Consider the following 24286-nt stretch of genomic DNA (forward strand, 5'->3'; position numbering starts at 1 on the left):
TGCACATATGAAGTTGTATTTTAAGGGTATGGAGATAGGTGAAATTAAAGATGTTTTTGGAGACATGCCATGGATGTATGGAACAATTCGTTTATTCGAGAATAGTAAACCTTTCCAAAAATATTTTCGTGAGATGGTAGACGAAGATAGTATATTTGATTTTGAAAGCATAGACCCTGAATTTTTATATGAAGAAAATTGGGCTATTTTTGAGGAGGATGCTCAGCGGTATTTAGGGATTGATATACCTGCTATTCATATGGAGTATAACATGATTGCGTGGCGCTGGAGATAAAGTTATCAGGTTGTGAACATCTTTGTATGAAAGAATTCAAACGAGAACAATAAGCCGACTTTTATAAAAAAGGTCAGCTAGTTGTTCTCGTTTTTTCGCTTGCTATATGAATGATAAGAACACTCCATACATAAATAGGTAGTAAGGAGGGGATATGTTGAAAAGGGTATTGTTAGTTTCAACAAGCGCTCATGATATGAATGGACACCCGACTGGTTTGTGGCTGGAAGAGCTTGCAGCTCCTTATAATTTGTTTAAAAAAGCTAAGTTCGATGTTGATATTGTGTCGATACAGGGCGGTAGAGTGCCGATTGATAGAGTTTCTATTCCGAACGGGATACCTCGTGAATTTAAGCATGTCGCTTCTTTATTGCAAAATACGAAGTCGATCTCAACGGTTCATTTTTCGGATTATGATGCAGTTTTATTTGGTGGTGGACACGGGGCGATTGTAGATTTTCCAGGTAATCCATATGTTGCAAATTTAATTGTGAATATGTACAACAACAACCGAATTGTAGCGGCTGTGTGTCACGGAGTAAGTTCTTTAGTCGGTGTGAAAAATAAGGACGGCTCGTTTTTTAGTGCGGGTAAGCATATAACAGGTTATACAAATGATGAGGAAAAAGCTGTACATTTAGAAAAGCGAGTGCCGTTTTTGTTAGAAAGTAAATTGAAAGAAGAAGGGGCTTTGTTTTATGTTGCTCCAAATTTTACGCCGCACGTCGTAGTAGATGGGCGTTTAATTACAGGGCAAAATCCGCAGTCTAGTATGGAAATAGGGAAAGCTATAAGAAGAGCTGTAAATAAAGTATAGAAAAAGTGCTCGTTACTTATAAATGCCCCCTTAAACTAAAAAGATGTATTGAGTATAGTGACTTCATTTATAATTAATCGTGAATTTGCTATACTATTTTGTATGGACAAAAGGGGAGGCTCTTTTAATGAGAAAAGTTGCGTGTGCAAATACTTATATTAATAAAATAAAGCCCGTTATTAGAAAAACGAGTTTTAGTCAATTGAAAATAGATGAAATTGCGAAGTATATGGATATTAGTAAAGCTACTTTATATAAACGTTTTTCTTCAAAAGATGAGATTATTGAAGCTGTGGTAGAAGATTTTATGAACTACCTTCTTGAAGGGGATGCGGATAATCAAGATGAAAGTATGTCTTTTGCAGAACGTTTCCAAAAGACGTTTATTCACTCTTTAAAATGTGTGACATACATTTCAGATGTCTTTTTACAAGATTTGAAAGAGGCATATCCGCACTTATCTGATCAGTTAGTCGCTGCACAACAAAATCGTAATCATAATTTGCAAATGTTTTTTGAAGCGGGTATGGAACAAGGCTACTTTAATAAGATGAACGCACAATTATTTATGGTGCAAGATGATGTGATGTTAAGACGTATTATAGATCATTCTTTTTGTATTCAGTACGATATTACGTTAAAGAAAGCGATACTTGATTTTTATCAACTAAAGAAGTATCAACTGTTTAAACCGGAGTATATAGAAGCGATTGATGATTCTGAAATTGAAAAAGAAGTTATGGCTATTTTACAAATGATTTCGTAAAAAAGCAGATTTTCCTATATGAATGGAAAATCTGCTTTTTTTATTACATGTTCTTTTTTAAGTGTTGTAATACTAATTCAGCTACTGGACCACCTGAAGCTGGGTTTTGACCGGTGATAACACGGTTATCTTCTACGGCGAAAGCTTCCCAAGGCTGTGTAGCTTTTTCGTAAAGCCCTCCATTTTTAATAAGTTCATCTTCTGTTAAAAATGGAACGAATTGATCTAATTCAGCTAGTTTTTCCTCTTCATTTGAGAATCCTGTTACTTTTTTACCGCTAATTAAACGTTCCCCATTACTTAATGTAATATGGAATAAACCAGCAGCTCCGTGACAAACAGAGGAAACAATTCCGCCATTTTCATAAATGCTACGGCTAATCATTTGGAGTTCTTTATTTTCAGGGAAGTCCCAAATCACACCGTGACCACCTGCGTAATAAATAACAGCATAGTCTTCCGGATTCACCTCACTCGGTTTCAGTGTAGAACCGAGGTGATTCATAAATTCTTTCTTTTGATACCATTCCCAATCGATGCTCTCCGCCATTGCTAAACTATGCGGATCAATCGGTGTATAACCACCTTGTGGGCTAACATAATCTACTTCGTAACCAGCTTCTTCAACTTTTTTAACGAAATGAACAGCCTCACCAAGCCAAAGGCCAGTAGCTCGATTTAAATTTGGATATTTTTCAACGCTCGTTAATACAACTAACATTTTTTTCTTCATCATAATCCTCCTATAATGTTTCTTCTATATATAAGTTCATTATTTTATTAAGTTAAAAATTGCAAATCTGAATAACCATGTCAGTCCTCCTTATATCGGATTCGAAATTAGTGTATAACAATTTTTGAACAAAGTAAACTAAAAACACTAAATTAGTTTACTTTGTATATTTTTTCGTTGACAAACTGTAATGCTGAAACTATGATAGTTCCATGAATATCGAACAACGTACATGTTTCGTTTCGAATTCAATTTGTCGCGCGATAAATGTATACATTTGATGAAGTTGTCTAGTGATAATAGAAGAGCTAAACAACTTCATTTTTCGTTTTCAATTACTACAATCAGGAGAGGTGTTACACATGGGGGAAGATATAAGTAATCATTCAAAATGGTTTGTTTTCACATTATGTTTTATCGTTTTATTAGGACCGATGAATGCGGTTTTATTTAATGTTGCGTTAGAGGATATTGCTCATGATTTATCTATTAGTCAATCGAAAGTAAGTTGGGTTGTAGTAGGTTATTCTTTAGTTGTCGGTATTGGTTCAATGATATATGGGAAGCTTGCTGATCGTTACAGTGTAAAAAAACTATTAATTATTTCGATTATCATATTTGTAGTGGGTTCTATTATTGGATTTATGAATCAATCTTATGTGATTACCATTCTTGCAAGATTAGTGCAAGCGAGCGGGGGTGCAGCGTTTATTGCGCTTAGTATGATTGCAGTGGCGAAATTAGTTGTTCCTCATAAGAAGCCTGGTGCGTTAGCGATGATTAGTTCTTCTATTGCATTAGCAGTAGGTATTGGCCCTTTAGTTGGCGGGGCTATTACAAATACACTAGGGTGGCCATATTTATTTTTATTTATGGTTATTTCAGTAGTGGGGATTTTCTTGCTTATAAAATTTATGCCAGAAGAAGCACGGCACACGGATGAAGCGTTTCATTTTGATTACATTGGAGCGGCGTTACTATTTGCATTCATTACGACTGTTTTATTAGGTGTCAATACGAATAGTTGGCTATTTGTGTTATCGATAATTTCTTTATTTTTATTCACGGTTCGTATGAAGAAAGCGGAGCATCCATTTATCGATATTGAGTTGTTTTCGAACAAAGCATTTCTTCGTTTAATAACAGTCGGATTTATAATTAATGTGGCGTTATGTGCTAATTTATTATTGTTGCCATTACTGTTAGGAAGAGAGCACGGATTGTCTCCGTTTGTTATCGGAATTGTATTATTTGTTGCATCACTCTTTGGTATTGTGTCTAGTTTTATTACTGGAAAGATTGTCCCTTCGTTTGGAAATGTGAATATGATTTATGTAGCGTCTGTCATTATGATTGTTGGCTTTTTAATTTTAGGGTTTATTCCGAATGGAAGTATAGTCGTTATTGTATTGGCGATTATTTTGACATTTATGAGTTATTCTGCCATTCAAGTATCATTGAACACATTTATACCGAAAACATTACATGCAGCTAAAGTTGGAGTCGGTCTTGGCTTATATAATTTAATTAACTTTTTCGGTATGGCATTTGGACCAGCTGTTGCGAGCAAAATTATGGAATCTACAAATAGTTATCGTTTCAATTTTATTTTAATCGTCATGTTAATTTCTGCCCATTTCTTCTTATTAATAGGAATGTCTTCTTTCCAAAAAAAGATGGAGCATTAAAGATGTACTTTATTATAGAAGAAACCGACTTTCATATAGAAGGTCGGTTATTTTTCTGTCTTGCAAATTATGAAAAAAAGGAGCAAAATAAAAAAGGTCCTAGTCTATACAGGTACAAATGAAAATTTTCATATAGAAGCAGTTTAAGTGAGCGAACTTAAAGTGTGAAAAATATAATGATAAAATAAGATGATGAATGAGAAAACGGGTGATGAAGTTGAATAGAGCAATCGGTGTTATCGATTCAGGAGTTGGCGGTTTAACAGTGGCGAAGGAATTAATTCGTCAGTTGCCGAAAGAGCGCATTATATATTTAGGGGATACAGCACGTTGCCCTTATGGTCCACGTTCTCGAGAAGAAGTGCGTCAATTTACGTGGGAAATGACGGAGCATTTACTAGATTTAAATATCAAAATGTTAGTTATTGCATGTAATACAGCAACTGCAGTTGTATTAGAAGAGATGCAGAAACAATTACCAATTCCAGTGGTAGGAGTTATTCACCCAGGATCACGTACAGCTTTAAAAATGACAAACACGTATCATGTTGGGATTATTGGAACGATTGGAACGGTGAAAAGTGGTGCATACGAGGAAGCGTTAAAGTCTATTAATAATCGTGTTATGGTAGAAAGTTTAGCGTGTCCACCTTTTGTTGAGCTTGTAGAGAGCGGTAATTTCGAAAGTGAAATGGCGTATGAAGTTGTAAGAGAAACGTTGCAACCGCTGAAAAACACTGATATTGATACGCTTATTTTAGGTTGTACACATTATCCAATTTTAGGTCCTGTTATTAAACAAGTAATGGGAGATAAAGTGCAACTCATTAGTTCTGGTGATGAAACGGCGCGTGAAGTAAGTACCATTTTATACCATAGTAAAATGTTGAATGAGGGAGAGGAACAAAGTGATCATCTCTTCTTAACAACAGGGAAAATAGGTCTATTTAAAGAAATTGCATCAAAATGGTTCGGTCAACCGATTGAAAATGTGAAACATATTTATTTAGAAAAAGAATAATAATAGAATTCATATAAGTGAACTCCTGAGAAATCAGGAGTTTTTTTGTTTATAGGGAGCACAGCTTGTTCTAAAACATGAAACAGCTCGTATACATAATAGTACAAACTTAGATTTTAGGGGGGAATGGCATGCCTAAATCCACTTTTAAATGGGTTGTTGGTGCTACTGTGAGCGCTGTTTTACTAACAGGGTGTGGCTTTATAAATCAAGAGAAAGCAACGGAGCAAATTGATCCGCCAAAACAAGTTACGTATACAGAGGGTGGAAAGAAAGAAGTATCTAAGAAAGATAAGCAAGGACAAACGGTGAATAGAGAACTATACCTTGTTGATAAAAATGGCTATGTTGTACCGCAAACGTTAGCTATACCTACTCCGAAAGCAAATGAGGTTATTCAGCAAACGTTAGAGTACCTTGTGAAAGATGGACCGGTAACGAATTTGTTACCGAATGGGTTCCGTGCAGTCATTCCGGCGAATACATCGATGACCCTAAACTTGAAAAAAGATGGGACGGCAGTCATTGATTTTTCTAAAGAAATGAAAAACTATGCAAAAGAGGAAGAACGTCAAATCGTTGAATCTATTGCATGGACGTTGACGCAATTTAAAGAAATAAAACAAGTGCAGTTCCAAATAAATGGTGAAAAATTAGCGAAGATGCCTGTTGGTGGTACACCGCTTGGTGAAGGGGTGAGCCGTGCGAACGGTATTAACTTCGATGATGAGCAAGTAGCGGATGTAACAAATACAAAACCAGTAACACTTTATTTTATGGCACAAAATAATAATAAACAGCAATACTACGTACCAGTAACACGCCGCGTTGTAGAAGGAAAAGAAAATGATTATGCAGCAATTGTAGATGAACTTGTAAAAGGACCGATTCATCAATCTCTTCTGAACGATTTCAATCCAGGAGTTAAGCTCATTACGAATCCGAAATTACAAGATGGAAATCTTACATTAAACTTTAATGAAAATATATTTATAAACCCAGATAAAAATATGATTTCAAATTACGTATTGAAGTCATTAGTTTTATCTTTAACAGAAAAGAAAGGCGTGAAAAGCGTTTCTATTGAAGTAAATGGTAAAGCGAATCTTATAGATGAAAAGGGCGGAAAGTTAATAAAACCTGTAGATCGTCCAGAAAACGTGAATACAGGTAGTTTTTAATCGCCAATAATTTGATATACTTAAGTAAGAAAGGGGAATTGCTTTTTGGGTTCCCCTTCTTTTATTGTATACATATCATACATTTAAATTTGGCTATACTAACAAGTAGTTATGAGGAGGTTATTTTTATGCGAGTAGATGGTAGAGAGAAAACAGAATTACGCCATATACATATTCATACGAATTACTTAAAACATCCAGAAGGATCAGTATTAATTGAGGTTGGGGATACTAAGGTAATTTGCTCAGCGACAATTGAAGAGCGTGTCCCGCCTTTTATGCGTGGAGAAGGGAAGGGCTGGGTAACAGCTGAATACGCGATGATTCCACGTGCGACAGAACAACGTACAATTAGGGAGTCAAGTAAAGGGAAAGTAACAGGACGTACAATGGAAATCCAGCGCTTAATTGGACGAGCATTACGTGCGGTAGTTGACTTAGAAGTGCTTGGTGAGAGAACGGTTTGGATTGATTGTGATGTTATTCAAGCGGATGGTGGAACGAGAACAGCTTCTATTACAGGTGCATATGTAGCAATGGTATTAGCGTTTGAGAAATTATTACAAGCAGAAAAAGTATCTAAAATTCCAGTAAAAGATTATTTAGCAGCAACGTCAGTAGGAATTGTTGAAGAACAAGGTGTTGTTTTAGATTTAAACTATGCAGAAGATTCTAAAGCATACGTTGATATGAACGTAATTATGACTGGAAAAGGTCAGTTCGTTGAAGTGCAGGGAACTGGAGAAGAAGCGACGTTTAGTAGAGCGCAGTTAAATGAATTACTTGATGCTGCAGAACAAGGCATTTTCCAACTGATTGACATGCAAAAAGAAGCGTTAGGTGACATCGTATCTCATATAGAGTAGAGGTGGAAAGTATGAAACAAGTTGTTGTAGCGACAAAAAATATGGGGAAAGTACGTGAATTTGCTGAGTTATTTGAGCGATTTGATTTAGAAGTGAAATCATTACACGATTTTCCTCATATTGAAGAAGTCGAAGAAACTGGTGAAACATTTGAAGAAAATGCAATCTTAAAAGCGGACAGTTTGAGTAGACAATTGAATGCAATTGTAATTGCGGATGATTCAGGTCTTATTGTAGATGCTTTAAACGGGAAACCAGGTGTGTATTCAGCACGTTTTGCTGGAGAGCCGAAAGATGATCAAGCAAATATTGATAAAGTTTTACAAGAATTAAATGACGTAGCGTTTGAAAAGCGTAAAGCTCGTTTCTACTGTGCATTAGCAGTGGCTTTCCCAGAAGGGGATAAAAAGCCTGTCATTGTAAATGGGACGTGCGAAGGGTTTATTTTAGAACAACGCCGCGGGGAAAACGGCTTCGGATATGATCCGATTTTTTATGTGGAAGAATATAAAAAAGCGATGGCCGAACTAAGTTCAGATGAGAAAAATGCTATTAGTCACCGCGGACGTGCTCTACGTAAGCTAGAAGAAAAAATCCCTGAATGGTTTTTAGGAGAATAAGGGAGAGAGATTGATGAAAGCTTTAATCGTAAGCGATAGTCATAGCTCTGTGAAGGAATTACAGCAGTTAAAAGAGAAGTATGAAGGAAAAGTAGATATCATGATTCATTGCGGTGATTCAGAGCTAACGCCTGCTCATGAAGAGTTGCAAGCTTTCCATGTTGTAAAAGGGAATTGTGATTATGCTAACTTTCAAGACGAAATTGTAACGGATGTAGATGGTGTTCGTTTCATAGTTGTGCACGGACATCGTCATAACGTGAAAATGACGTTACAAACATTAGCATACCGTGCTGAAGAGGTAGGGGCGCAAGTTGCATGCTTCGGACACTCTCACGTATTAGGTGCGGAATTAATCGACGGCGTTTTATTTATTAATCCAGGCAGTATTTTATTACCGCGTCAGCGTGTAGAAAAGACATTTGCTTTATTAGAAATGGATGAAAATCAAATGGAAGTTCGTTTTGAAACACTAGACGGACAGCTAGTTGAACAAGCAGTTTTTAAAAGAGGATAAGAAAAATTATCCTCTTTTAAAAAAGGTGTTGACTTTATGTATGGTTATACATATAATAAATATTGTCGATAGGGCAACGGCGCTAACGAAGAAAATAAAATAACATATGCGGGTGTAGTTTAGTGGTAAAACAAGAGCCTTCCAAGCTCTGGTCGAGAGTTCGATTCTCTTCACCCGCTCCATGTCCCAGTAGCTCAGCAGGATAGAGCAACGGCCTTCAAGAAAAATAGGAGCCTTTATAGGGAAACAAGAACCTATAAAGTGGACGACACTATATCGGTGAAGCCTTAACAGTTCGGCTGATGGTAATACCGAGGAAACTTACGATCTTGAAAAAGATTAAGGAGTTTTGAATGATTAAGTGAAACTTAATGGTAAAGACTCTGAAGTATGATGAAAATCATCGTGAGGTTCCGTAGAGACTACACGTGTCGCACCTGAAATGGTGAAGATATAGTCCAGACTACAAACAGTAATTGCTGGTAGCGAAAGCTATGGTGGTAAGCTAAGCCGTCGGTCGGGAGTTCGAATCTCTCCTGGGACGCTAAGGAAACCTTTGCGGTGACGTCAAAATCCGCAATATATAAGCTCTCTAATTCGTAAGTTGAATCGTACAATGTGCGGTCGCTAACGAGTTAGGGGGCTTATTTTTTTATGTCAAAAAGACGTGATTCATTAACGATTAGTGAAGATTTAACGAATGTTTTTATGGAAGGTAGCATTTCATAATTCCATTTCCTAAAAATTTGAATAGTAATGAGATAGGAAAAAATAATTACACTACTTATGATTTGAAGGGAAATTAAAACCTTAAGAATAATATTAAACTTCTTGTTTTTATGCAGAGAAAACAAAAACAGAAAATATAGTACAACTAATAGAATAACATTAATAATTAAAGTTCCTCCGATGTACCAAACTTTTTCGCTGTTACTCCAAGTTTTATTAAGGTTATCATATACTCCAAAGTTAAAAAACACAGTAGCAAATAGATATAAAATAGCACTTAACAGTGTAAATAAAATTATATTCCAAAATTTAATTTTACTTGTGTGGCTTTATTTAAATGCAATTTGTCAATTTCCTTAGTTGTTGCCGCTATTACAAGTTGATTAACACTATATAATACAGCTGGTATAAGTAAGGTGGCTATAATTGTAGTGAAAGCAGGTGGAATTTTGCTTATTGTCTCTAATGATAATCCATCAAACATTTTTGTAGTTCAACCCTTTCGTTAAAGTTAGATAAAAAAGAACGCCACCCTAAGAGTAGGTAAGCGTCCTGCGTCTTTAATAAATCAACCTGTATCACCATCAGCTAAACCTTGTATAATATTAATAGCTGCTTGAGTGTTAACTGAAGTATGCGTGCCTATCGTTACAAGTGTAATCAATAGCATTCCTAATAATACTTTCTTCACTTTAACGCCTCCTTATTAAAAATTTCTTTCTTAGCTTCATAACTTAAGTAGAAATATTTACTTCCTTGTTCAAAGTTTCCTTCGCTATGAAATTGGACCGCTAATGCTTCCATGTATTCTTGAACATATTCCCATAATCTTTCGTTTCTAAAGTAGTCCATTCCTGCCAGTACTGCTTTTTCTAATTTGTCAGCAGCAGCTTTTTTATTTAGTTCTCTCAGAATTGCAAAACGGTATTGATATTCTTGATTCCCTAATTCATTGCAGATAGTTAAACCTTTTTCAATGAGTTGACATGCAATTTCTTTTTCACCTAGCTTAACATGTTCCTTTGCTTTAACAAAAATAGCTTTATAATGATGAGGTTTCTTTTCAACTACTTCTGAAAGGTATCGAATTGCCGAACTAGAAAGATTTTGACTCGCATACATTAAGCCTAAATTATGACGAACTAGTAAGATTGCTTTCTCATTTTTTTGTTTTTGGAATGTGTTCATTGCAGTAACAAAGTATTCTTCAGCTAGTTCAAATTCTTTTAAATGCGTACAAGCTAATCCTAATAAATTATCACAATAAGCTGTTTTTAATTCATAGCTTTCATGTTTAGAAAATATGTCCCTAGCTTTTGTACCATGCTTAATGGCTAAAAGTGCTTGATAAATATGATAATGATATGTTGCTAAGTTGTAATGAAATTCCGCCTTTTCAAGTTCATCAGGAATGTGTTTAAGTAAAAGTTCTGCTTTATCATACTGCTCTTTAGCAAGGTTATAATTACCGACTGCGTTAGAATGAATAGCCTTATAAAAATGGTAGTAGTAAGATAAAAAGTTATCTGTGGGAATATCAAAGGATTCAATTTTATCAAAGCTATTTTTTGAAATACTTAAATTATCCACTAAATATTTATAGCCGAAATCTAACAGGTGATAGTAGAGTAACAAGTTTGAGTCTGCTTCGTTATTGTGAATGATAGAATTAATTTCTTCTTTTAAACAATGGGCATTATCTATATTACGTGAACGTATTTCTTTGTACCATTCGTTAAGTAGTTTTGAAATTTGTGCATTCCCCTTTATTAGAACGTCCATAAAATTCCCTCCCTTTTTGAATATTCTTATAAATAATGATAGCAAGAATAGAATTTGATGGAAATTGAATTTCAATATTTCTCAACATTTGTGTAACGATTTTATTTTCAATTATGTAACTAATTGCATTCATTCTCCCTGTTAGTAATTTCAAATGGTGGTTTGTTCCTACTTTTAACTATTGCACCTGATTCTGCAATTTCAGGGAAGGCTTTTTTCTGATTTTTAGTAAGAGGTGCAGTAGGTGAAGATTTTAACTCTACTAAGTCAATCTTACCATTTGCGTCCTTGCCTCCTATATCTATACGAGTGCGTACGCCGATTTTGTTTGTACGGTTATTTGTTCATTCAATTCAGATTTAGGTTTTTGTTGTTTTATAGCCTCGAACATTTTTGTTTCGTATTCTTTACCTGCTAAGCTATTAGCTTTTAAAGTTTTCCGTTGTTTTTCTAGTGTGGCTGCTGCATCTATTGCATTGGAAACTTTTTTTGCACCTTTGACTACTTTTATTCCCTTACCAACAGGTGTAAGTCCCGCGAAAAACATGACACCAGCACCAGTGCGTTCCCACCATGAAAGTTTTTCGCCAGTATCGGGATCCGGGATCAACACCTTCTATAACACGTCGTACATCGTATTCTCCTAACTGTTCACTTACAATATTATAAAACTTTTTACCACTCTTGTACGATTGAGCAACCGTTATCGAAACTTATCCCCGTTAGTGTGTTACAATGAATAGAAGCGGAAAACGAGAATCTCCAATTGACTAGACCTGTGATTGGTTAGACAGTTTAAGAAGGTTGTATAAAAAAGGGAGATGGCGCAAAGATGGCGAGATCAAATGAGAACGATTTAACGGAGAAATTGGCAGAAGGTCACCGAAAATATGGTGATGGCAACTTTACAGTACAGAACATCGGTGATGAAACTAACCCGGATTGGACTATCGTAAAAAATGTGAGGAAAGGATCAGCAGGTATTCGAGAAGAGGAAGATATATTAAGACTGCGATCAAAATATATAAAATAGTACGGAAATGGGCGGAGTGGGAGCTCGAAATTCTCCTGGGACGCTGAAAAAACCTTGTTATCTTTTGATAACAAGGTTTTCTGTTTAGTTATTAATAAACTTCTCAAATACAAAACCATAATCTTTCACATTATATTGTTTCTTCGTATCAACGAGCCAGTTAAAGGCGATTTCGTTCATTTCTTTAAATTGCTCTGCTAAATTTACTTGTGCATTTGAAATACGGCTAAAAGCGTTAGATGCCATATCTAAACTTTTATGTGCATACTGCAATGTAATATCGTTGTCGTATGAAATTTCTTCGATTTTAAGTAGAGCTTTATATAAATCTTTTAATTCCTCGATATGTTTTTTATGAACATCAATTGAATAATGTTCATCTCCCATTTGAAATTTAATTTCTACATCTAAATCAATCGTTCCCGCAGTTTCAAGCGCTACGTTTTTAATTTGATATTTACTATAGCTAAAGCGGCGTAGTGTACGTTTTTTGCTTGTCGCACTTGTACCATCTAGGTGAAGTAATCCTTTGTTTGTGAAGCAATATTCATCTGATTTCGATTTAATTAGAAAATAAATTTTCTCTCCATCTTCATGCATTACGTAATCATCAGCATCGACCTTGTCATAATCTTTCGGTGTAATGACAGAACCTACATCACTTAACCCTAAAACATCAGCAGCTACCCTTGTAAATTAAATTCTTAATTATACAAAAATATATTAACATGGTTTTAACAAAGAGTTTTCTTTTAATGAGAAAATGTTGGGAGGTAAGTTAAGAAAAGGAACGAATATTATTTTGAAAATATGTAAAAAGGTGCTGAGAAAAAGTGTACCATCATACAAAAACAAAAGGAGATTTAGCTGTTTTAAAGGCACAAGTTGATTTGTATGAAAAAGGATATATGATTTTAATACCACAAACAGAGCATTCGCCCTTTGATCTTGTAGTGTATAAAGGCGGGGTATTTAAAAGGGTGCAAGTGAAATATAGAGAGTTGAATGCAAGAGGGATACTGGAAGTAAGATTCCGATCTAGTTATTCTACAGCAAGCGGAGTCACTACAAAAGAAGTGAATAAAGAAGAAATAGATGTGTATTGTGTATATTGTCCTCAAACGGATTTTTGTTATTATTTCAGCCCGAAATTATTTAGTAAATCTATTAGTTTAAGAGTGGATTCTCCGAAAAATAACCAAGAGAAAAAAGTTAATTTTGCAAGTGATTATAGAGAAATTCCGTGAAAGCACCTCAAGTGATATGAGGTGTTTTTTCAATCTCTCTTTGAAATCTTACAATTCTGTAAGGTAACTGTAAGGTAGTTCGATGGTAACAAATTGCTAATCCTCTATAATGAAGGTAACAACGATAAAACGAGGAGGAAGAAATAATGAAGGGATTAATCGTAACGGGTTTAACAGTTGCTTTTGGATTTGTAGCGTATGAGAAATTAACGTATGTAGTTGATGTTGTAAAACATTTAATCGCGTAGAGGAAACTACCATGAGAGGGAAAGGGAATGAGTGAATGAATGGAATGGTTATTTGGAATTATAGGTACTTGTAGTGTTGTGTTATTGTTCTTTGTCCCAAGTGGTATACTTAGTTCGACAACGAGTTTGTTCTTCTTAAGTTTGTTTGCTTGTACAATGCTCATCATTATGTTTTTAATGAAGCGAAGTAAACCAATCTTCTACTTTAGCATGATTGTTATGGCAATTATTGTTCTCCAAATTATTACCCTTGTTATATACCCCACTATTATAAAAGCTTTCCATTAATGATGAATCCTCTGCTTGAATTGCTGAGGGTTTTTATTTGCATATTTTTAATTTTGAGTAGGAATTCACTTGTATTGAAATGTAAAAATTAAATATTTCTATATTTCAAACAAAGGGTTTCGGGATGTTGTGTTCTCATTACTCATTTGATATATTTACTTTAAAGATAATTAAAATCTAGAAAAAGAGGCGGACGTATGGATAAAAAAGAAAATACGGTCGTATTGTTTCCGCAACTATCAGAGCGCTATATTGATGAAGGTTTTTTAGCGCTGAAAGAGCGGAAATTCGAAGATGCATTGCGCTGCTTTGAAATATTACGTCAGTATAATGCAGAAACGGAACAAACGGAACTAGCTTCGGTTATTTGTTTGTTAGAATTAAAACATATGGAAGAAGCGAAAGAGAAATGTGAACAGTTACTGGAAACAGGAGCTGTCTTATTTGGTGATATTCTTGAAACGTATGTGACAATTTTAGTTCAAACAAATGATTATGAAGGCGTTATTGAAACTGTTGAAAAAGTTTTGCAAACGAAAGATGTAATGCCTGAGCAAAAGGAAAAATTAGCACAGCTCGCTTTATTTGCAGAAGGTATGTTAAATGAAGTAGATACATCACGAGTTGATTCGAATTTTGAGTTAGATGAATTTACTAATGAAATATTTGGAGAAAACTTTGGGCAAAAGCTAAGAGCGATTCAGCAACTTTCGTTAAAAGATTTGGATCTTGCATTACCTATTTTAAAGAAATTTTTAATAGACGAAAAACAGCACCCTTATTTGAAAACTTCTATTTTATATAAAATGATAGAAAATCAAATAGAAGAAGAGATAGAGGTAGAAAAGTTTGGGAATACGATCAAGGTAATTCCGGCATTTACAGGTCATAATGAGGAGCAATCCGATAACATTATACATAGATTATCAAGTCGATTAGAGCAAAATTATCCTGATATATTTGATGCGATGGTTACATATTGGAAAGAATTGCAAATTAGCATTTTCCCATTCGCTCTATTAATGGATAAAGTGGAGATTTGGGCTGCTGTTTTAGAGAGAATTGGTAGAAAGCGTTTCGGGTTGACTATTGATGAAGAAGAGCTTATGACAGCGTATAATATTGAATTAGAAGAGTTTCATATTGCCTATCAATGGTTATTACGTGTTGAAAGAGAAGGATATTTGCCCGTATAATTATGAAAAAGAATCGTTCGGTTCTTGAAACGAGCATATTCTATGTTATAATGTAAGGGTTGCAAAAGGCAGAAATCTGCCTGTTTGTAAGAGAAGAGAAGTGTAATTCTCTTACTTAATATGTTTCATATTATTCTCGAACAAAATATACCGTAGTTGTCTTTTAGGCAATTAGTAGATTGGAACATTATATCTGAAAGCTTTTGCTAGAGGATTATTTGTACTTTTGTTATTTCAAAAAAGAGATAATGAAGATCTTAATCTATAGAGGTATGTGCATACATTATTATAGTTGGAGGGAAAGAATAAATGGCTGCAAAATGGGAAAAATTAGAAGGTAACGTAGGCGTTTTAACAATCGAAGTTGATGCTAAAGAAGTAAACAACTCTATCGACGCTGCGTTCAAAAAAGTAGTAAAAACAATCAACGTACCAGGTTTCCGTAAAGGAAAAATGCCTCGTCCGTTATTCGAACAACGCTTTGGTGTTGAATCTTTATACCAAGATGCTTTAGATATCATCTTACCAAAAGCATACGGTGAAGCAATCGATGAAGCTGGTATCTTCCCAGTTGCTCATCCTGAAATCGACATCGAGAAGTTCGAAAAAAATGCTAACCTTATCTTCACTGCAAAAGTTACAGTGAAACCTGAAGTTAAATTAGGTGAGTACAAAGGTTTAGCAGTAGAAAAAGTTGAAACAACTGTAACTGACGAAGATGTAGAGAACGAATTAAAATCTTTACAAGAGCGTCAAGCTGAGCTAGTTGTTAAAGAAGAAGGAACTGTTGAAAACGGTGATACAGCTGTAATCGACTTCGAAGGTTTCGTTGATGGCGAAGCATTTGAAGGCGGAAAAGGCGAAAACTACTCTCTAGCAATCGGTTCTGGTACATTCATCCCAGGTTTCGAAGAGCAAGTAATTGGTCTTAAATCTGGTGAGTCTAAAGACGTTGAAGTATCATTCCCAGAAGAGTACCATGCTGCTGAATTAGCTGGCAAACCAGCAACATTCAAAGTAACAGTTCATGAAATCAAAACAAAAGAACTTCCTGAGTTAAACGACGAGTTCGCTAAAGAAGCTGACGAAGCGGTTGCAACTCTTGATGAATTAAAAGCAAAACTTCGCACAAACTTAGAAGAAGGCAAAAAGCACGAAGCTGAGCACAAAGTACGTGACGAAGTAGTAGAATTAGCTGCTGCTAACGCTGAAATCGACATTCCAGAAGCTATGATCGACACTGAGTTAGATCGTATGGTTCGTGAATTCGAGCAACGTTTAAGCCAACAAGGTATGAACCTTGAGCTTTACTACCAATTCACAGGTACTGATGCTGACAAGTTAAAAGAGCAAATGAAAGAAGACGCTCAAAAACGCGTAAGAATCAACCTTGTTCTTGAAGCTATCATTGAAGCTGAAAACATCGAAGTTACTGAAGAAGAAGTAACTGCAGAAGTTGAAAAAATGGCTGAAATGTACGGTATGCCAGTAGACGCTATCAAGCAAGCTCTTGGAAGCGTAGACGCTTTAGCTGAAGATCTTAAAGTTCGTAAAGCTGTAGACTTCTTAGTAGAAAACGCTGCATAATAAAATAACAAGGCGCGATTTTAATCGTGCCTTGTTTTATAAATATAGAAATATATTTATAAAACTTTTCGATGAAGAAGGAAAACTTCCTTAATGAGTCGAATATACATATTTCAAAAGTTTTAAAAACTTTTTATTTGTACATAACTAGTCATATTATTTGTATTTCTCGCCACGTAGTGACATAATATGTATTTACATACGATACATTTATCGTGTACATACGAAGGCAAGAGGTTAGCACTTTGTAAGGGGTGTGAAAATATGTTTAAATTTAATGATGAAAAAGGGCAATTAAAATGTTCTTTCTGTGGTAAAACACAAACGCAAGTTCGAAAGTTAGTTGCAGGTCCAGGTGTTTACATTTGTGACGAGTGTATCGAACTTTGTACTGAAATTGTACAAGAGGAGCTTGCGAAAGACGAAGAAGTAGAATTCAAAGATGTACCGAAACCGGTAGAAATTCGTGAAATCTTAGATGAGTATGTCATCGGACAAGATAACGCGAAAAAAGCACTAGCGGTAGCGGTATATAACCATTACAAACGCATTAATTCTAACAGCAAAATTGATGATGTAGAATTAGCGAAGAGTAATATCGCACTTATCGGGCCAACAGGTAGTGGTAAAACATTACTGGCACAAACGTTAGCGCGTATTTTAAATGTTCCATTTGCAATCGCGGACGCAACATCTTTAACTGAAGCTGGGTACGTTGGGGAAGATGTAGAAAACATCTTACTTAAATTAATCCAAGCAGCTGATTATGATGTAGAGAAAGCGGAAAAAGGAATCATTTATATTGATGAGATTGATAAAGTGGCACGTAAGTCCGAAAATCCATCAATTACACGTGATGTATCTGGTGAAGGTGTGCAGCAGGCACTTCTGAAAATTTTAGAAGGTACTGTAGCAAGCGTTCCACCTCAAGGTGGCCGTAAGCATCCGCATCAAGAGTTTATTCAAATTGATACAACAAATATCTTATTCATCTGTGGTGGAGCGTTTGATGGCATCGAGCCAATTATTAAACGTCGTCTTGGTGAAAAAGTAATTGGATTTGGTTCTGAGAAGAAAAATGCTGATGTAAATGAGAAGCATGTTTTATCTCACGTATTACCAGAGGACCTTTTAAGATTTGGTTTAATTCCAGAGTTTATCGGTCGTCTTCCAGTTATTGCGAACCTAGAGCCGCTTGATGAAGATGCTCTTGTTGATATTTTAACGAAACCGAAAAATGCACTTGTTAAGCAATTCCAAAAACTATTGGAGCTTGACGATGTTGAGTTAGAGTTTGAAGAAGGCGCACTAATTGAGATTGCGAAAAAAGCAATTGAACGTAAAACAGGTGCTCGTGGACTTCGTTCTATTATTGAAGGCTTAATGCTTGAGGTAATGTTCGAGCTACCATCTCGCAAAGATATCGAGAAGTGTATTCTTACAAAAGAAACAGTAGCTGATAATGCAGCACCAAAATTGGTGTTACAAGACGGTACTGTACTTGATACAAAAACATCTGCATAATGCGAAGGAGAAACAGCAATTTTTATAATTGCTGTTTTTCTTTATGTTTAGCTATGTTCCTCCGCGGAAATACTAAGAGATAAAACATTGCGGGAGGAAATAAATGATGAGCTGGACAAATATATTTTTACTTGTTCAACTTGTTTTTGGTGTAATTGTCGGATTGTACTTTTGGCATTTACTTCGAAATCAGCGAACACAAAAAGTTTCAATTGATCGAGAATCGAAAAAAGAATTAGAACACCTTCGTAAAATGCGCGAGATTTCTTTAACAGAGCCGCTTGCGGAAAAGGTGCGTCCTACATCCTTTTTAGATATTGTAGGGCAAGAGGACGGGATTAAGTCGTTAAAAGCGGCTCTTTGTGGTCCGAACCCGCAACATGTGATTATATATGGTCCGCCAGGTGTCGGAAAGACAGCGGCAGCACGTCTCGTATTAGAAGAAGCGAAACGAAATCCAAAATCTCCATTTCGCACAAATGCAACATTTATTGAACTGGATGCGACGACAGCTCGGTTTGATGAACGTGGTATTGCAGACCCTTTAATTGGTTCGGTGCATGATCCAATTTATCAAGGTGCTGGTGCGATGGGGCAAGCAGGTATTCCGCAACCGAAAAAAGGTGCGGTAACAGATGCTCACGGTGGTATTTTGTTTATTGATGAGATAGGTGAATTACATCCGATTCAAATGAACAAAATGTTAAAGGTGCTAGAAGATCGGAAAGTGTTTTTGGAAAGTGCATACTACAGTGAAGAGAATACGATGATTCCAACGTATATACATGACATTTTTCAAAAAGGTTTACCAGCCGATTTTCGCTTAGTTGGGGCGACGACACGTTCGCCAGAGGAGATTCCTCCTGCTATTCGGTCGCGCTGTTTAGAAGTGTTCTTCCGTGAGTTAGATACAGAAGAAATTCAAAAAGTAGCGAAGAATGCGGCTGACAAAGTGGAAATGCAAATCGGTGAAAATGGTATTGAAATGATCGGGATGTATGCAAGAAATGGGCGAGAAGCGATTAATCTTGTACAAATTTCTGCTGGAATGGCAATAAATGAAGAACGTCCTTTCATTAAAGATGAAGATATAGAGTGGGTTGTTCACTCTAGTCAACTTACACCGAAGTATGAAAAACGCATTTACCCTATTCCGAGAATCGGTCTTGTAAATGGACTTGCTGTATACGGACCAAATACAGGCGCATTATTAGAAATTGAAGTAACAGCAATCAAGGCGAAAGATAAAGGATCGGTAAATGTTACCGGAATTGTTGAAGAGGAAAGTATTGGTAGTCAAACGAAATCCATTCGTCGTAAAAGTATGGCGAAAGGTTCTGTAGATAATGTATTAACAGTACTTCGATCTCTAGATGTGTTGCCAGAAGGGTACGATATACATATTAATTTTCCAGGTGGTATCCCCATTGATGGGCCTTCGGCGGGAATTGCTATGGCAACAGGCGTGTATTCAGCAGTGCATCATACGTATGTGAATAATGAAGTAGCGATGACTGGTGAGATAAGTATACACGGGGAAGTGAAACCTATCGGTGGTGTGTACGCAAAAATAAAAGCTGCGAAAAAGGCAGGAGCTAAGAAAGTTATCATTCCTGCTGAAAACATGCAACCATTTTTGTATACAATAAAAGGAATTGAAATTATTCCTGTTCGGAAGTTGAAGGAAGTATTTGAGCTAACGTTTATACAGGAAAATATACATCGAGAGCTTGATGTACATACTACGATAGACGAAACAGATGCACAATCAATGTGAGAATGAACGATAATAGTATTTGCCAGACTTCGTTTAAGTTTGTATGCTTAAGCGGAGTCTTTTTTCTTTTATAAGGGAGAAAAAACGAGGGATTTACAGTTGCGGAGAATCTCTGCAATTGCATCTAGATGTATTGTAATATAAAATAGTTGAACAGGAGTTTAATTTATTATGGAGGTGCTATGTCTAGTATGAATACGAATGAAAGAATCGTGCCCCTCCTACCATTAAGAGGCGTTCTCGTATATCCAACGATGGTTCTGCATCTTGATGTAGGACGTGATAAATCGATACAAGCACTAGAGCAGGCGGCAATGGATGAAAATATCATCTTTTTAGCAATGCAAAAAGAAATGAATATCGATGATCCGAAAGAAGATGACATATATAGTGTAGGTACAGTGGCGAAAGTGAAGCAAATGTTAAAATTGCCTAACGGTACGCTTCGTGTCCTTGTAGAAGGTTTACATAGAGCAGAAGTAGTAGAGTTTATCGAAGAAGAAAATGTAGTGCAAGTTTCTATTAAAACGATAACGGAAGAAGTGGAAGCTGATTTAGAAGAGAAAGCCCTTATGCGTACATTACTGGAGCATTTTGAACAATATATTAAAGTTTCGAAAAAAGTTTCAAATGAAACATTTGCAACGGTAGCTGATGTAGAAGAGCCAGGAAGATTAGCTGATTTAACTGCTTCTCACTTGCCAATTAAAACGAAGCAGAAACAAGAGATTTTAGAGATTATATCTGTGAAAGAACGATTACATACACTTATTTCAATTATTCAAGATGAACAAGAATTACTTAGTTTAGAAAAGAAAATTGGACAAAAAGTGAAACGTTCAATGGAGCGCACGCAAAAAGAATATTTCTTACGTGAGCAAATGAAGGCGATTCAAACTGAACTTGGCGATAAAGAAGGTAAGGGCGGGGAAGTTGAAGAACTTCGTGAGAAAATTGAACAGTCAGGAATGCCTGAAGAAACAATGAAGGCTGCGCTGAAAGAATTAGATCGTTATGAAAAGTTACCAGCAAGTTCTGCGGAGAGCGGTGTAATTCGAAATTATATCGATTGGTTATTAGCGCTTCCGTGGACAGAAGCAACAGAGGATATGATTGATCTTGCTCATTCTGAAGAGATTTTAAACAAAGATCATTACGGTCTTGAGAAAGTGAAAGAGCGCGTACTTGAATATTTAGCGGTACAGAAGTTAACAAATTCATTAAAAGGACCTATCCTTTGTTTAGTAGGACCTCCTGGGGTCGGAAAAACTTCGTTAGCGCGTTCCATTGCAACATCATTAAATCGTAATTTTGTCCGTGTATCCCTTGGTGGTGTACGTGATGAATCTGAAATTCGTGGTCACCGCCGTACGTATGTTGGAGCAATGCCAGGACGCATTATTCAAGGTATGAAAAAGGCGAAATCAGTTAATCCAGTCTTTTTATTAGATGAGATTGATAAAATGTCTAACGATTTCCGTGGAGATCCATCAGCCGCATTACTTGAAGTGTTAGATCCAGAACAAAACCATAACTTCAGTGATCATTACATTGAAGAACCATATGATTTATCCAAGGTTATGTTTGTAGCAACTGCAAATACACTTTCCAGTATTCCAGGCCCATTACTTGATCGTATGGAAATTATTTCGATTGCTGGCTATACAGAACTTGAAAAAGTTCATATTGCTCGTGAACATTTATTGCCGAAACAATTAAAAGAGCATGGCTTACGAAAAGGTAATTTACAAGTACGTGATGAAGCGCTTCTTGAAATGATTCGCTATTATACACGTGAGGCTGGTGTTCGTACACTAGAGCGCCAAATTGCAAAAGTTTGTCGTAAAGCAGCAAAGATTATCGTTACAGCAGAACGTAAGCGTATTGTAGTAACAGAGAAAAATGTTGTTGATTTACTTGGTAAGCACATATTCCGTTATGGGCAAGCTGAAAAAACAGACCAAGTTGGTATGGCGACAGGTTTAGCGTATACAGCAGCAGGTGGCGATACACTGGCGATCGAAGTGTCCGTAGCGCCAGGTAAAGGGAAATTAATTTTAACAGGGAAACTTGGGGATGTTATGAAAGAATCCGCACAAGCAGCGTTTAGCTATATTCGTTCTCGTGCAGAAGAGCTTCAGATTGATCCTGATTTCCATGAGAAAAATGATATTCATATTCATGTTCCAGAAGGAGCAGTTCCAAAGGATGGACCGTCAGCAGGTATTACGATGGCAACAGCACTTATTTCTGCACTAACAGGTATTCCTGTAAGTAAAGAAGTGGGGATGACAGGTGAAATTACACTTCGTGGTCGTGTATTACCGATTGGTGGTTTAAAAGAAAAAACATTAAGTGCTCACCGCGCAGGTTTAACAAAGATTATTTTACCGGCGGAAAATGAGAAAGATTTAGATGATATTCCAGAGAGCGTAAAAGAAAACCTTACGTTTGTGCTTGCATCTCATTTAGATGAAGTATTGGAGCACGCATTAGTAGGAGTGAAACAATGAAAGTAACAAAAGCAGACATTGTAATTAGTGCTGTTAAACCAGAACAATATCCAGACGGTGACTTACCAGAAATCGCATTAGCGGGTCGTTCCAATGTCGGGAAGTCTTCATTTATTAATAAAATTTTAAATCGTAAAAAGTTAGTGCGTATTTCTTCTAAACCAGGGAAAACACAAACATTAAACTTCTTCTTAATTAATGAGATGATGCACTTTGTGGATGTTCCAGGTTACGGATATGCGAAAGTATCTAAAACGGAGCGCGCAGCTTGGGGTAAAATGATTGAGACGTACTTTACAACACGTGAGCAATTAGACGCAGCTGTACTAGTAGTCGATTTACGTCACAAACCAACAAATGATGATGTAATGATGTATGATTTCTTAAAGCATTATGACATCCCAACAATTATTATTGCAACGAAAGCCGATAAAATTCCGAAAGGGAAATGGCAAAAGCATTTAAAAGTTGTTAAAGAAACGCTTGATATTGAAAGTGGCGATGAAGTCGTTCTATTCTCTTCTGAAACAGGACTTGGAAAAGAAGAAGCATGGAAAGCAATTCATAAATTTACAAAAACAAAAAACGCGTGACGAATGTCGCGCGTTTTTTGTTTTACTAATTTTTTTAGCGTACGTTTAATGTAACCTCAATATTTCCTCGTGTTGCTTTAGAGTAAGGGCATACACCGTGAGCGGCTTCTACAAGTTCTTGTGCTTCGCTATGTGAGACGCCGGCAACATGTACATCAAGCACAGCGGATAGGCCGAAACCACCGTCTGTATCTTTTCCGATAGAAACGTGAGCAGTTACTTCTGTGCTTTCTACTTTCACACGTTTTGTACGAATGACAAGTTGTAACGCACTATCAAAACAAGCAGCATAACCAGCAGCAAATAGTTGTTCTGGATTTGTTGCCTCTCCGCCTGCACCACCTAGTGCTTTCGGCATTTTTACATCAAGATTTAATATGCCATCATCTGAAACTACTTTTCCGTTTCTTCCACCTGTAGCAGTTACTGAAGCAGTATATAATTTATCCATGTTTATTCCCCTTTTCTATCATTAATTGTTTTCATTGTTTCAATTAGTTTATTTAATTGAATTAATAAAGAACGATATTCTTGTTCTGTAATTCCTAAATTTGTAGCCATTGTTTTCGGTAATGAACAAGCCTTATCTTGTAAATCTTTACCTTGTTCTGTTAATTCAATACATACTTTTCGCTCATCTTCTTTGGAACGAACGCGTTTTACAAGGTTTAATGATTCCATTCGTTTTAGCATAGGTGTTAACGTACCTGAATCTAAAAATAGACGTTCTCCAATTTCTTTTACTGTTAGTCCATCTTGCTCCCATAGTACGAGTAAAGTAATGTACTGTGGATACGTAATGCCCATTTCTTCTAAATACGGTCGGTAAAAGCGTGTAACCTCTCTAGAACAGGCGTAAATAGAAAAACAAAGTTGGTTATCTAGATGTAAAGAATTATTTACCATACATAACTCCTTTCTTATTAAGTTGTGCACAATTTAATTTTGTAAAACCAATATAACGGAAAAGAAATACAATGTCAAATACATTGTATTGAGAAAGTTTGTGCTACAATTTGGAACAATCATACATATTTTCCTTCATGATGAAAGAAGATAGGAAAGATGATGTTATAATTCATATGGAATAGTTTCCATCACTTGATTATGAGGACTTTTTTTGGTAACGTACAAATAGAGTTATTATTTTATAATCATTATAAAGTAGAAAGTTTTTATTCATTTTACTGAATCTCCTTTCTTACATATGGAGAATAAATAAAAAAATAATCGGTTGTTCACACGATTGTCAGATTCATAAGAGG

General features: G+C 35.9%; 25 protein-coding genes, 1 tRNA gene and 1 pseudogene. 19 read left to right on the top strand and 8 right to left on the bottom strand.

The window, feature by feature from the left end; all coding sequences use genetic code 11:
• The first annotated feature begins 7 nt into the window (after positions 1 to 7).
• From LMD38_RS04550 to LMD38_RS04560, 3 genes are all read left to right on the top strand, one after another.
• Complete coding sequence (locus LMD38_RS04550; RefSeq protein ID WP_000780770.1) at positions 8 to 295, top strand: hypothetical protein; 288 nt, start codon at positions 8 to 10, stop codon at positions 293 to 295.
• Between the two features lie 154 nt (positions 296 to 449).
• Positions 450 to 1112: a type 1 glutamine amidotransferase domain-containing protein gene (locus LMD38_RS04555; RefSeq protein WP_016718616.1), complete on the top strand. Its 663-nt coding sequence runs from the start codon at positions 450 to 452 to the stop codon at positions 1110 to 1112.
• Between the two features lie 127 nt (positions 1113 to 1239).
• Positions 1240 to 1878: a TetR/AcrR family transcriptional regulator gene (locus tag LMD38_RS04560; protein WP_001233021.1), complete on the top strand. Its 639-nt coding sequence runs from the start codon at positions 1240 to 1242 to the stop codon at positions 1876 to 1878.
• 43 nt (positions 1879 to 1921) lie between these two features.
• Here the strand turns inward: LMD38_RS04560 and LMD38_RS04565 are convergent, their stop codons facing one another.
• On the bottom strand, positions 1922 to 2611 hold the full coding sequence (locus tag LMD38_RS04565) for a type 1 glutamine amidotransferase domain-containing protein (RefSeq protein WP_062822065.1): 690 nt from the start codon (positions 2609 to 2611) through the stop codon (positions 1922 to 1924).
• Positions 2612 to 2973: 362 nt separating this feature from the next.
• Here LMD38_RS04565 and LMD38_RS04570 point away from each other — a divergent pair, with 362 nt between their 5' ends.
• From LMD38_RS04570 to LMD38_RS04600, 7 genes are all read left to right on the top strand, one after another.
• Positions 2974 to 4299: an MFS transporter gene (locus LMD38_RS04570; protein WP_062822064.1), complete on the top strand. Its 1326-nt coding sequence runs from the start codon at positions 2974 to 2976 to the stop codon at positions 4297 to 4299.
• 211 nt (positions 4300 to 4510) lie between these two features.
• On the top strand, positions 4511 to 5320 hold the full coding sequence (gene racE / locus LMD38_RS04575) for a glutamate racemase (RefSeq protein WP_000773996.1): 810 nt from the start codon (positions 4511 to 4513) through the stop codon (positions 5318 to 5320).
• 131 nt (positions 5321 to 5451) lie between these two features.
• Positions 5452 to 6501, top strand: coding sequence for a spore germination protein GerM (gene gerM / locus LMD38_RS04580; RefSeq protein WP_001126762.1), 1050 nt, complete (start codon positions 5452 to 5454; stop codon positions 6499 to 6501).
• Between the two features lie 128 nt (positions 6502 to 6629).
• Positions 6630 to 7367, top strand: a complete 738-nt coding sequence (rph, locus tag LMD38_RS04585; RefSeq protein ID WP_062822063.1) for a ribonuclease PH — start codon at positions 6630 to 6632, stop codon at positions 7365 to 7367.
• 11 nt (positions 7368 to 7378) lie between these two features.
• On the top strand, positions 7379 to 7987 hold the full coding sequence (locus tag LMD38_RS04590) for an XTP/dITP diphosphatase (protein ID WP_000815935.1): 609 nt from the start codon (positions 7379 to 7381) through the stop codon (positions 7985 to 7987).
• A 13-nt stretch (positions 7988 to 8000) separates the two neighbouring features.
• On the top strand, positions 8001 to 8504 hold the full coding sequence (locus tag LMD38_RS04595) for a metallophosphoesterase (protein WP_062822062.1): 504 nt from the start codon (positions 8001 to 8003) through the stop codon (positions 8502 to 8504).
• Positions 8505 to 8612: 108 nt separating this feature from the next.
• A tRNA-Gly gene (locus tag LMD38_RS04600) sits at positions 8613 to 8686 on the top strand.
• 842 nt (positions 8687 to 9528) lie between these two features.
• On the opposite strand, the gene LMD38_RS04605 is transcribed toward LMD38_RS04600, so the two are convergent.
• The 4 genes and pseudogenes from LMD38_RS04605 to LMD38_RS04615 form a co-directional block, all read right to left on the bottom strand.
• The gene (locus LMD38_RS04605) at positions 9529 to 9717 is read right to left on the bottom strand and encodes a hypothetical protein (protein WP_016718611.1); all 189 of its coding nucleotides are present in this window, start codon (positions 9715 to 9717) and stop codon (positions 9529 to 9531) included.
• An 84-nt stretch (positions 9718 to 9801) separates the two neighbouring features.
• Positions 9802 to 9924, bottom strand: a complete 123-nt coding sequence (locus LMD38_RS28600) for a hypothetical protein (RefSeq protein ID WP_016718610.1) — start codon at positions 9922 to 9924, stop codon at positions 9802 to 9804.
• Positions 9921 to 11015 (bottom strand): response regulator aspartate phosphatase, encoded by a 1095-nt coding sequence (locus tag LMD38_RS04610; RefSeq protein ID WP_016718609.1) that lies wholly within the window; start codon positions 11013 to 11015, stop codon positions 9921 to 9923. The genes LMD38_RS28600 and LMD38_RS04610 overlap by 4 nt, the downstream gene beginning before the upstream one ends.
• Before the next feature lie 119 nt (positions 11016 to 11134).
• Positions 11135 to 11668 (bottom strand): annotated as a pseudogene (locus LMD38_RS04615) (pre-toxin TG domain-containing protein); the annotation flags it as partial.
• A gap of 179 nt (positions 11669 to 11847) precedes the next feature.
• On the opposite strand from LMD38_RS04615, the gene LMD38_RS04620 reads away from it, so the two are divergent.
• Complete coding sequence (locus tag LMD38_RS04620; RefSeq protein ID WP_000124456.1) at positions 11848 to 12048, top strand: hypothetical protein; 201 nt, start codon at positions 11848 to 11850, stop codon at positions 12046 to 12048.
• 84 nt (positions 12049 to 12132) lie between these two features.
• Here LMD38_RS04620 and LMD38_RS04625 read toward each other — a convergent pair whose 3' ends face one another.
• Complete coding sequence (locus LMD38_RS04625) at positions 12133 to 12693, bottom strand: PH domain-containing protein (protein WP_062821246.1); 561 nt, start codon at positions 12691 to 12693, stop codon at positions 12133 to 12135.
• 188 nt (positions 12694 to 12881) lie between these two features.
• Here LMD38_RS04625 and LMD38_RS04630 point away from each other — a divergent pair, with 188 nt between their 5' ends.
• The 8 genes from LMD38_RS04630 to ysxC all read left to right on the top strand — a co-directional run bounded on the left by LMD38_RS04630 (position 12882) and on the right by ysxC (position 23021).
• Positions 12882 to 13295: a group I intron-associated PD-(D/E)XK endonuclease gene (locus LMD38_RS04630; RefSeq protein WP_062821247.1), complete on the top strand. Its 414-nt coding sequence runs from the start codon at positions 12882 to 12884 to the stop codon at positions 13293 to 13295.
• Between the two features lie 287 nt (positions 13296 to 13582).
• Positions 13583 to 13831, top strand: a complete 249-nt coding sequence (locus LMD38_RS04635; protein WP_001983650.1) for a hypothetical protein — start codon at positions 13583 to 13585, stop codon at positions 13829 to 13831.
• Positions 13832 to 14028: 197 nt separating this feature from the next.
• Complete coding sequence (locus tag LMD38_RS04640) at positions 14029 to 15027, top strand: hypothetical protein (protein WP_000358269.1); 999 nt, start codon at positions 14029 to 14031, stop codon at positions 15025 to 15027.
• Between the two features lie 309 nt (positions 15028 to 15336).
• Entirely contained in the window at positions 15337 to 16614 is a 1278-nt protein-coding gene (gene tig / locus LMD38_RS04645; RefSeq protein WP_000729259.1) for a trigger factor, read from the top strand.
• A gap of 264 nt (positions 16615 to 16878) precedes the next feature.
• On the top strand, positions 16879 to 18138 hold the full coding sequence (clpX, locus tag LMD38_RS04650; RefSeq protein WP_000472282.1) for an ATP-dependent protease ATP-binding subunit ClpX: 1260 nt from the start codon (positions 16879 to 16881) through the stop codon (positions 18136 to 18138).
• Positions 18139 to 18244: 106 nt separating this feature from the next.
• On the top strand, positions 18245 to 19915 hold the full coding sequence (lonB, locus tag LMD38_RS04655) for an ATP-dependent protease LonB (RefSeq protein ID WP_062821303.1): 1671 nt from the start codon (positions 18245 to 18247) through the stop codon (positions 19913 to 19915).
• A 182-nt stretch (positions 19916 to 20097) separates the two neighbouring features.
• Positions 20098 to 22428 (top strand): endopeptidase La, encoded by a 2331-nt coding sequence (gene lon / locus LMD38_RS04660; protein WP_000097298.1) that lies wholly within the window; start codon positions 20098 to 20100, stop codon positions 22426 to 22428.
• The gene (ysxC, locus tag LMD38_RS04665) at positions 22425 to 23021 is read left to right on the top strand and encodes a ribosome biogenesis GTP-binding protein YsxC (RefSeq protein ID WP_000869113.1); all 597 of its coding nucleotides are present in this window, start codon (positions 22425 to 22427) and stop codon (positions 23019 to 23021) included. Before lon ends, ysxC begins: the two co-directional genes overlap by 4 nt.
• Before the next feature lie 34 nt (positions 23022 to 23055).
• On the opposite strand, the gene LMD38_RS04670 is transcribed toward ysxC, so the two are convergent.
• Positions 23056 to 23472, bottom strand: a complete 417-nt coding sequence (locus LMD38_RS04670; RefSeq protein WP_000359781.1) for an organic hydroperoxide resistance protein — start codon at positions 23470 to 23472, stop codon at positions 23056 to 23058.
• A 2-nt stretch (positions 23473 to 23474) separates the two neighbouring features.
• Positions 23475 to 23927 (bottom strand): MarR family winged helix-turn-helix transcriptional regulator, encoded by a 453-nt coding sequence (locus LMD38_RS04675; RefSeq protein WP_062821248.1) that lies wholly within the window; start codon positions 23925 to 23927, stop codon positions 23475 to 23477.
• Positions 23928 to 24286 lie beyond the last annotated feature (359 nt).

Source organism: Bacillus pacificus (assembly GCF_020861345.1).
GTDB lineage: Bacteria > Bacillota > Bacilli > Bacillales > Bacillaceae_G > Bacillus_A > Bacillus_A pacificus.